At 31.8% G+C, this 9,252-nt stretch carries 10 protein-coding genes and 1 pseudogene; 9 read left to right on the top strand and 2 right to left on the bottom strand.

Features of this window, described 5'->3' with window-relative positions; all coding sequences use genetic code 11:
* Positions 1-69: 69 nt before the first annotated feature.
* The 8 genes and pseudogenes from AGR56_RS01515 (at position 70) to rpiB (ending at position 6,778) form a co-directional block, all read left to right on the top strand.
* Positions 70-1,338: a PTS galactitol transporter subunit IIC gene (locus tag AGR56_RS01515; protein WP_053240861.1), complete on the top strand. Its 1,269-nt coding sequence runs from the start codon at positions 70-72 to the stop codon at positions 1,336-1,338.
* Positions 1,339-1,669: 331 nt separating this feature from the next.
* Positions 1,670-2,101: a PTS sugar transporter subunit IIA gene (locus AGR56_RS01510; RefSeq protein WP_053240860.1), complete on the top strand. Its 432-nt coding sequence runs from the start codon at positions 1,670-1,672 to the stop codon at positions 2,099-2,101.
* Between the two features lie 51 nt (positions 2,102-2,152).
* Complete coding sequence (locus tag AGR56_RS01505; protein WP_053240859.1) at positions 2,153-3,184, top strand: zinc-binding dehydrogenase; 1,032 nt, start codon at positions 2,153-2,155, stop codon at positions 3,182-3,184.
* 31 nt (positions 3,185-3,215) lie between these two features.
* The gene (locus AGR56_RS01500) at positions 3,216-4,037 is read left to right on the top strand and encodes a transketolase (protein ID WP_053240858.1); all 822 of its coding nucleotides are present in this window, start codon (positions 3,216-3,218) and stop codon (positions 4,035-4,037) included.
* Positions 4,037-4,957 (top strand): transketolase family protein, encoded by a 921-nt coding sequence (locus tag AGR56_RS01495; protein ID WP_053240857.1) that lies wholly within the window; start codon positions 4,037-4,039, stop codon positions 4,955-4,957. Before AGR56_RS01500 ends, AGR56_RS01495 begins: the two co-directional genes overlap by 1 nt.
* 15 nt (positions 4,958-4,972) lie before the next feature.
* A pseudogene (fsa, locus tag AGR56_RS01490) lies at positions 4,973-5,622 on the top strand (fructose-6-phosphate aldolase).
* A gap of 23 nt (positions 5,623-5,645) precedes the next feature.
* Complete coding sequence (gene rpe, locus AGR56_RS01485; protein WP_053240856.1) at positions 5,646-6,287, top strand: ribulose-phosphate 3-epimerase; 642 nt, start codon at positions 5,646-5,648, stop codon at positions 6,285-6,287.
* Positions 6,288-6,325: 38 nt separating this feature from the next.
* Positions 6,326-6,778 (top strand): ribose 5-phosphate isomerase B, encoded by a 453-nt coding sequence (gene rpiB, locus AGR56_RS01480; protein ID WP_053240855.1) that lies wholly within the window; start codon positions 6,326-6,328, stop codon positions 6,776-6,778.
* A 150-nt stretch (positions 6,779-6,928) separates the two neighbouring features.
* Here the strand turns inward: rpiB and hsp18 are convergent, their stop codons facing one another.
* Positions 6,929-7,375 carry a heat shock protein Hsp18 gene (gene hsp18 / locus AGR56_RS01475; RefSeq protein ID WP_053240854.1) on the bottom strand — a complete coding sequence of 149 codons (447 nt, stop codon included), beginning with the start codon at positions 7,373-7,375 and terminating at the stop codon, positions 6,929-6,931.
* Between the two features lie 367 nt (positions 7,376-7,742).
* Between hsp18 and AGR56_RS01470 the strand changes: the two genes are divergently transcribed.
* The gene (locus AGR56_RS01470; RefSeq protein ID WP_053240853.1) at positions 7,743-8,312 is read left to right on the top strand and encodes a phosphoribosyltransferase family protein; all 570 of its coding nucleotides are present in this window, start codon (positions 7,743-7,745) and stop codon (positions 8,310-8,312) included.
* A 50-nt stretch (positions 8,313-8,362) separates the two neighbouring features.
* Here AGR56_RS01470 and AGR56_RS01465 read toward each other — a convergent pair whose 3' ends face one another.
* On the bottom strand, positions 8,363-9,160 hold the full coding sequence (locus AGR56_RS01465) for an SDR family NAD(P)-dependent oxidoreductase (protein ID WP_053240852.1): 798 nt from the start codon (positions 9,158-9,160) through the stop codon (positions 8,363-8,365).
* Positions 9,161-9,252: the final 92 nt, after the last annotated feature.

The raw sequence follows: 9,252 nt of genomic DNA, 5'->3' as shown, positions 1-9,252 counted from the left end.
ATTATTAAAAGTGCATAAAATAATTGTTAATTGTGTAAACGATGTAAGTTAAAAAGAGGGGGATAAAAAATGACGTTATTAAGTGTAGTTCAATTTATATTAAACTTAGGACCAACGGTTATGTTACCAATCGTTATTACAATAATCGGTATAATTTTTGGGCAGGGATTTAAAAAAGCTTTTAAATCAGGTGTTACAATAGGCGTGGGATTTGTAGGCATCAACCTTGTATTGGGATTACTTACAAATAATTTAGGACCAGCAGCTCAGGCTATGGTAAGCAGATTTGGTTTGCATTTAACTATAATAGATGGAGGATGGCCATCAGCTGCTGCAGGAACTTGGGGTTCTCCAGTGGCATCAATTATTATACCGTTAGCATTAGCTGTTAACCTTGTAATGATATTTACAAATACTACAAAAACAATGGACATAGATATTTGGAACTACTGGCATTTTGGTGCAGCAGCAGCTACTATTTATATTTTAAGTAATGGAAATTGGATAGCATCAATAATTGCAGGCATACTTTATGAAGTTGTAGTTCTTAAAGTGGCAGATTGGACTACTCCAATGGTACAAGAATTTTATGGATTAGAGGGCATATGTCTACCGACAGGTTCTACCGCATCTTTTGCACCAATAGGAATATTACTAGGTAAAGCTATTGGTAAAATTCCGGGAATTAAAGATTTACATGCAGATCCGGAAACTATACAAAAAAGACTAGGTGTCTTCGGAGAACCTATGATGATGGGTTTAATATTAGGAATCATATTAGGAGTTTTAGCAGGATACGATGTTGGTAAAGTACTTCAAATAGGTATGGCTATGGGAGGTGTAATGTTACTGCTTCCGCGTATGGTGAAAATATTGATGGAAGGTTTGATACCGGTTTCAGAATCAGTTAGAGAATTCTTACAAAAGAAAGCTTCAAATAAAGAATTAAACATAGGGCTAGATGCGGCATTAGCAGTTGGTCATCCTGCTGTAATGTCAACAGCATTAATATTAGTACCAATTACTATCGCTCTTGCAGTAATCCTACCAGGCAATAGAATGTTACCATTTGGTGATCTTGCAACAATTCCATTCTGTGTAGCGTTCATAGTTGGCTCCACAAAAGGAAATATCATCCATTCGGTAATAGTAGGTACAATATTGATAGCAGGATCATTATATATGGCAACAGACTTTGCTCCAATATTTACAACAATGTTAAAACAAGCTCATTTCTCTTTTGCATCAGGAGTAACGCAAATGTCAAACATCGATACTGGTGGTAATTTATTTAATTGGATAGTTTATAAAATAGGTCAATTATTAGTTCAGCTATAATTTTGAAGATTAAAAAATCTGCCTCACATTTGTTTGCGAGACAGGTTTTTTGCATTATGCATACTACTGGAAAATATTCATTTACAATTCTTAATTTTTCTTTAGATGTCCATTTTTTTTATTCCTTTTTACGAGTAGTTATGATTTTATGGGGTATTTTGTTTTTTAATTTTAGATTTGAGTTCGAAAGTTGATTAAATTTAAGCGGAATAAATTGTTTGTAAGTGGCTGTATGTGTACATAATATTTAACCAAATTTAAAACAAATTAAACCAAAAAGTTGGCATGAATAATGCTTAGTATATTAGCGAAGGAATAAGGGGGTGAATAAATGGATCTTAAAGATTTTATTAAAAAAGGCGTAGTTTTAGCAAATCTTTCAGCAAATAGTAAGGAAGATGTATTTAAAGCTCTATATGGTGAACTTTACAAGCGTGGAAAGGTAAAGGCTAGTTTTTATAAAGGATTAGTAAATAGAGAAGCTGAATTTCCAACAGGATTAGAGCTAAACAAATATAATGTAGCTATTCCGCATACTGATGCTGAACATGTAATAGATTCATGTATTTCAGTTGTAACACTGAAAAATCCAGTTACATTTCAATGTATGGAAGACCAGAATAAGTCATTAGCTGTAAGAATAGTATTTATGCTAGCTATAGGAGAAGCACATAGTCATATTAAAATGCTTCAAAGCTTAATAATGCTAATACAGAATGATGAGTTTTTGAAAAAAAGTTCTAGTAGCAAAGGATACGGATGAGATTTTTAAACAAGTAATTGAAAAATTATAAAAAATAAGGAGTGATAACATATGAAAGCTTTAGTTAAAAAAGAAAAAGGTTTTGGAAACATGGAACTTGTTGAGATTGATGAGCCAGTTATAAATGATGATCAAGTAAAAATTAAAATTGAATATTCAGGTATTTGTGGATCAGATATTCATTCCTACAAAGGAGAATACAACAATATTAAGCCACCTATTGTACTAGGACATGAATTTTCTGGAATTGTAACAGAGATAGGTGCGAATGTAACGGGAATTAAAGTAGGAGACAGAGTAACTAGTGAAACTACTTTTGAAATATGTGGCACATGTGATTATTGTAAATCAGGAGATTACAACTTATGCCCCAACAGAAAAGGTTTAGGAACTCAAGCAAATGGGAGCTTCGCTGAATATGTTGTTGCTAGAAAAGAAAGTGTACATGTTTTACCTGAAAACGTTGATTTACTTTCAGCGGCATTAACAGAACCGTTAGCATGCTGTACTCATCCAGCTTTAGAAAAAACAAGTATAGAAATAGGAGAGCACGTTTTAATATTTGGACCAGGACCAATAGGACTTTTATTAGCTCAAGTTGTAAAAGCCAAGGGTGCATACACTATTTTAGCAGGAATGAATAAAGATAAAGAGAGGCTAAAACTTGCTAAAGAACTTGGAATTGATAGAACAATAAATATTCAAGAAGAAGATATTGGGGAAATTATTAAAGGATTAACTAAAGGGTATGGTGTAGATAAAGTTTTTGATTGCTCAGGATCAATACATGCCACTAATTCAGGACTTAGCTTATTAAGGAAAAAAGGAACGCTAGTTCAAGTTGGAATATTTGCTAAGTCGCTCAACGAGTTAGACGAAGAAAAAGTAATTCAAAAAGAACTGATCTATATTGGAAGTAGGAGCCAAAAGCCAAGTTCTTGGGATTTAGCCTTATATCTTATGGATACTGGAAAAGTAAATACTAAGAAACTTGTAAGTAAAATTTACAGCTTGGATGATTGGCAAAAAGCTTTTGATAAAGTTATGAGTGGCGAGGAAATAAAGGTTGTATTAAAGCCTTGAAAAAGATTAGTAGTGAGGAGGAAAGAGTAGTATGAATACGGCAGAATTGAAGAAGATAGCAAATAAAGTGAGAATAGACATCATAGAAGAAGTAGCAGCAGCAAAATCTGGACATCCAGGAGGTTCATTATCAGTAACAGATATATTAACGACATTATATTTTGAAAAAATGAACATAAAAACAGAGAATCCAAAATGGGAAGACAGAGATAGATTAGTGCTATCAAAAGGTCATGTTGCACCAGCATTATATGCTGTTCTTGCTGAAAGAGGTTACTTTTCAACAGAAAAATTAATAACACTTAGAAAATTTGGATCAATACTACAAGGACACCCCGATATGAAATCAATTCCAGGAGTTGATATGTCTACAGGTTCATTAGGACAGGGACTATCAGCAGCAAATGGAATGGCATTATCTGCAAAACTAGATAAAAAGGATTATAAAGTATATGTAATATTAGGTGATGGAGAAGTTCAGGAAGGTCAAATATGGGAAGCAGCGATGAGTGCGGCACATTATAAACTAGATAATGTAATAGCAATATTAGATAATAACGGCTTGCAGATAGATGGTCCTAATAGTGAGGTTATGAGTATAGCTCCTATAGATGAAAAATTTAAAGCCTTTGGTTGGAATACAATAAAAATAGATGGACATGATTTAGAGGCTATAGGAAAAGCAATAGATAATGCAAAAGTAGTTAACGGAAAGCCAACTGTAATAATTGCTAAAACTGTAAAGGGTAAAGGTGTATCGTTTATGGAAAATCAAGTAGGATGGCATGGAAAAGCTCCAAATGAGGAACAAAAGAAAGTAGCAATAGAAGAATTAGAAAGGAGAGAAGCATGATGGGAATAGCAACTAGAGAAGCGTATGGGCAAGCCTTGGTTGAGTTGTCTAAAGATGAGAGGGTAGTAGTGCTTGATGCGGATTTAGGAAATGCTACAAAAACATGTATGTTTAAGAAGGCATGTCCAGAAAGATTCTTTGACATGGGAATATCTGAACAAGATATGATAGGTACAGCGGCAGGGTTTGCTACTTGTGGAAAAATTCCTTTTGCAAGTACTTTTGCAATGTTTGCGGCAGGAAGAGCTTTTGAGCAAATTAGAAACTCAGTGGCATATCCAAAGTTAAATGTAAAAATAGCAGCAACTCATGCAGGTGTAACAGTAGGAGAAGATGGCGGAAGCCATCAAGCTGTTGAAGATATAGCATTAATGAGGAGTATTCCAAATATGGTGGTAATAAATCCATCAGATGAAATTGAAGCTAAGGCAGCAGTATTTGCGGCAGCAGAATATTATGGACCGATATATTTAAGATTTGGAAGAGCAGCAACACCTGTAATCCATGATGCAAATTATAAATTTCAAATAGGAAAAGGTGAAGTACTAAGTGAAGGAAAGGATGTAGCTATTATAGCAACAGGAATAATGGTAGCAAAAGCTTTAAAAGCAGCTGAAATTTTAAAAACTGAAGGTATAAATGCAACAGTAGTTAATATTCATACAATAAAACCAATAGATAAAGAACTCATTATTAAGGTAGCAAAAGATACAGGAAAAGTAGTAACTGTTGAAGAGCATAGTATAATTGGCGGATTAGGTTCAGCAGTTTGTGAGGTACTATCACAAGAAATACCTACAAAAGTTAAATTAGTAGGGATAAATGATAGGTTTGGACAATCCGGTACCCCGGATGCTTTATTGGAGTATTATGGTTTAACAGTTGAAAAAATATTAGAAGCAGTAAAATTTTTTATGTGAGAGGAGAATGATAATATGAAGTTTTTTATTGATACAGCAAATATAGATGAAATTAGAGAGGCAAATGAATTAGGAGTAATAGCCGGAGTTACTACGAATCCATCATTAATAGCAAGAGAAGGTAGAGATTTTAAAGAAGTAATAAAGGAGATAACAGAAATCGTTGATGGACCTATAAGTGCAGAAGTAATAGGTACAAAACATGAGGATATGATCAAGCAAGCAAGAGAATTAGTTAAAATTCACAAAAATATTGTAATAAAGATTCCTATGACAATAGAGGGGTTAAAAGCAGTAAATATACTATCAAAAGAAGGAATAAAACTAATGTTACCTTAATATTTTCTTCAACTCAAGCATTATTAGCTGCTCGTTCTGGTGCAAGTTATGTAAGCCCATTTGTAGGTAGATTAGATGATATAGGCTCAACAGGAATGTCATTAATAGAAGAAGTAGCACAAATATTTAAAAATTATGGAATAAAAACTGAAATAATTGTTGCAAGTGTAAGAAATCCAATTCATGTTATAGATGCTGCAAAAGCTGGTGCCGATATTGCTACTATACCATATAAAGTAATAGTGCAAATGACTAAACATCCATTAACAGATAAAGGTATAGAGGCATTTTTAAATGATTGGAAAAATGCAAATATGAAAATATAAGTTGCTTAAAGTGAGGTATATAAATGGTAATAATTAATCCTTCGTTGCTATCAGCCGATTTTTGTAATTTAAAAAGGGATATAGAAATATTAGAGAAAAACTCCATAACATCAATTCATATTGATGTTATGGATGGTAATTTTGTATCTAATATAGCATTTGGAATAGATCAAATAAAAGCAATAAGTAGTATTACTAATATGGAAGTAGATGTTCATATGATGGTTAATAATCCAGAAAAGTATATTGGAAAATTAGTTGAAGCAGGTGCTGACTGCATTACATTACATGAAGAAGCATGCACTCATTTATACAAAACAATATATTTTATTAAAAGTTTTGGAATTAAGGTAGGGGTTGCATTGAACCCAGCAACTAATATTTATAGTTTAAAATATGTTTTTGCTCTGTTAAATAGGGTACTTGTTATGACAGTAGAACCTGGTTTTGGAGGACAAAAATTTATAGATTCTATGAAAGATAAAATAGCTGAGCTTAGACACATTAAGGAAGCTAACCAATATAATTTTGAAATACAAGTTGATGGTGGAATAAATTATGAGAATATTAAGGATGTAGTTAACTTTGGAGCAAATAATGTAGTAATAGGTTCTTCAATTTTTAAAAATGGGAATATAGAAAATAACGTAAAAAAAGTTTTATAATATTCTTCAACTTAATGAAAAGTAAAGGAGCTGGGTGTATGATAGCTTTAGGTTGTGATCATGGTGGATACGAATTAAAAGAAGCAATAAAGCAAATGTTAAGTGAAAAGCGTATAGAATATAAAGATTATGGCACATATAATAAGAAAAAGGTAGATTATCCAGAGTTCGCATTAATGGTAGCTGAAAGTGTAAAAAATGGCGAAAGCCAAAGTGGAATTCTTTGCTGTGGGACAGGAATCGGAGTTTCTATTGCTGCTAATAAAGTACCTGGTATTAGAGCAGCAGCAGTAAGTGATGTATTTACTGCAAGAGCCACAAAACAGCATAATAATTCAAATATACTTTGCTTAGGTGGAAGGGTAATAGGAGTTGGATTAGCATTACTAATAGTAGAAGAATGGCTTAATGCAGAGTTTCAAGGTGGAAGACATCAAGATAGAATAAATATGATATCAAAAATAGAGGAGAAATATACTGGGAATAATTAAATTATACTTACAAATATAGTAATAAGGAAAATTATCGTGTATTTTTAATGAAAATAGTTGAGATGTGTATTAAAAATTGGGAAGTAACAGTATTTTTTCAAGATACTGTTACTTCCCAATTTTTTTAATTGACAACTACTATCAACTTGTTTAGTGTATGTCTATTTGTTTTCTGCTTTCTTTCCCTTTTTCTTTCTTTGGAAGAGTTATTTTTAAAACTCCATCTGCAAATGAAGCATTGACATTATTTTCATCAACATTATCTACATAAAAGCTTCTTCTGAATTCTCCATAGTTTCTTTCACGTCTTACATAATTGTCTCTCTTATCCTCTAATACATCTTCTCGCTTTGCAGATATAGTTAAATAGTTATTTTCATATTCAAGAGCAATATTTTCTTTTTTCATTCCTGGTAAATCTGCTTCAACTAAATATTGGTTGTCATCTTCTTTAACATCTACTTTAAAACTATTGTTGTTGAATACTGCTGGTGCAAAGAAATCATCTGAGAAAAAGTTATTAAAGAAATCTTCGAAATAATCACCTCTTTTTGCTACACTATTGTTATTTCTTCTAAAAGGAACCATTCCAAACATGTTAACAACCTCCTAATAATTTTATATTTTTTATTTATATAATCATAGTAAAGCATATATGTTTCACTATGTTGTTGCCTCATTTCTGTTTACATGTATATAATAGCCTAAAGGTCAAAGAAAGTCAAAATCAGAAAAACAATTCTAAAGTTAGATTTCAAAAGAAAAACGGAGATTATAAGGAATAAATTATTTTTGACAATAATAATTGGATAATTAGGGCAAATTTCAACAATATATATTTGATATTATAATTTCAATATTTCAAGTCATTTAGCTATATTACTATAAATTCCGAATATTAAGCACTATAAATTTGATTATGTTCGTTGTATAATGATAATAAATATATTTTATGAGGTGTAATATGAATACATATAAATTGAAAATAGGAAAATTAGAAAGAGAACTTCCAATAATAAAAATAAAGGATGACCTTGCTATAGCTAGTTTTGTAATATTGGGAGATACTGAGCTTATAACTAGTGCAGCTCCTTTAATTGCACAAGGGCTTAGGGATATAGAAGTTATAGTTACAGCAGAAGCTAAAGGAATACCAATAGCTTACGAGGTATCAAAACAACTTGGCATGAAAAATTATGTAGTAGCAAGAAAAAGCATAAAACCGTATATGAAGGACCCAATTGTAGAAGAGGTCTTTTCAATTACTACTCAAAAGAAACAAGTATTGTGCTTAGATAAGAAGGATGGAGATAGCATAAAAGGTAAAAGAGTAGCTATAATAGATGATGTTATAAGCACAGGAGAATCACTTAAAACAATAGAAAGTTTAGTTAAAAAGGCTGAAGGAATAGTTGCTGCAAAAGCTGCTATACTTGCAGAAGGAGATGCAGCTAAAAGAAAAGACATAATATACATAGAAAAGCTTCCACTCTTTAAGGTTGATAAGGATGGAAATATCAATATTTTGGAATAGTAAATTAGAGCTCTAGATGGCATAGATTAAAGTCTAGAGCTTTAATAAAATTAATTTGTAGTACTTTTTTGGTTGTGGCTTGAATTGCCGGAATAAGGAAAGAGCGGTGAGCTAAGTTTAAATTCAAAATTTTCTCTGTCTATAAGTCCTACAGGTTCATTACTATCATATAGTTTAATTAAAAAGTCTGCCATTTGCTTACTAGTATGATAAGTGCCAAAAGTTTTATCATAATCATACTCGCTAACATTATTAGCAACTTTTCCAAACTCTGTTTTTGTGGCAGCAGGTGCTAGAATTTTTGCTTGCAGCTTAGCGTGATTTTCTTTTAGTTCTCGTGCTAGTCCTTCGGTAAAAGTACTTACGAAAAATTTAGTTGCACAATAAGTAACGGTATTTGGCACAATAGTATAGCCACCTGCGGAGGAAATGTTAATTAATTGGGTGTTTTGAACATCTTTGTAGTCATGAGTATAAAGTGAAGATAAAATTGTTAGAGCTTCTACATTTAAATGAAGCATGTTTTCAATTTTAGTTAAATCTTGATTTGCAACACTAGCATAGTTACCAAAGCCTGCATTGTTAATCCAAGCTTCAATTTCATAATTTTTTAATTCCTCATATAGCTTGTAAACATTTTTTGTGATAGATAAATCCATTGATTTTATTATTATATCAAGTTTCGGATTTTCTTTTGAAATTTCTGCTTTTAACTTTTCCAAACTATTTTTACGACGGGCGACAATGATTAGATTTTTTCCCCGTTTAGCAAAAGCCTTTGCTGTTTCATATCCAATACCAGAACTGGCACCTGTAACAGTTACATATTTTTTATTATCATTTCTCATTTGAAATGCCTCCTTAAATTTAATATACTTATACTGTACAATTTAGAGTAAGCTCTAAGTCAAGTGTTTATTAAGGAGAATTTATATGGATT

It is taken from the genome of Clostridium sp. DMHC 10, assembly GCF_001270375.1.
GTDB lineage: Bacteria > Bacillota > Clostridia > Clostridiales > Clostridiaceae > Clostridium_S > Clostridium_S guangxiense.
The sequence above is the reverse complement of the archived record's forward strand: the minus strand, read 5'-3'. Positions and strand labels throughout refer to the sequence as shown.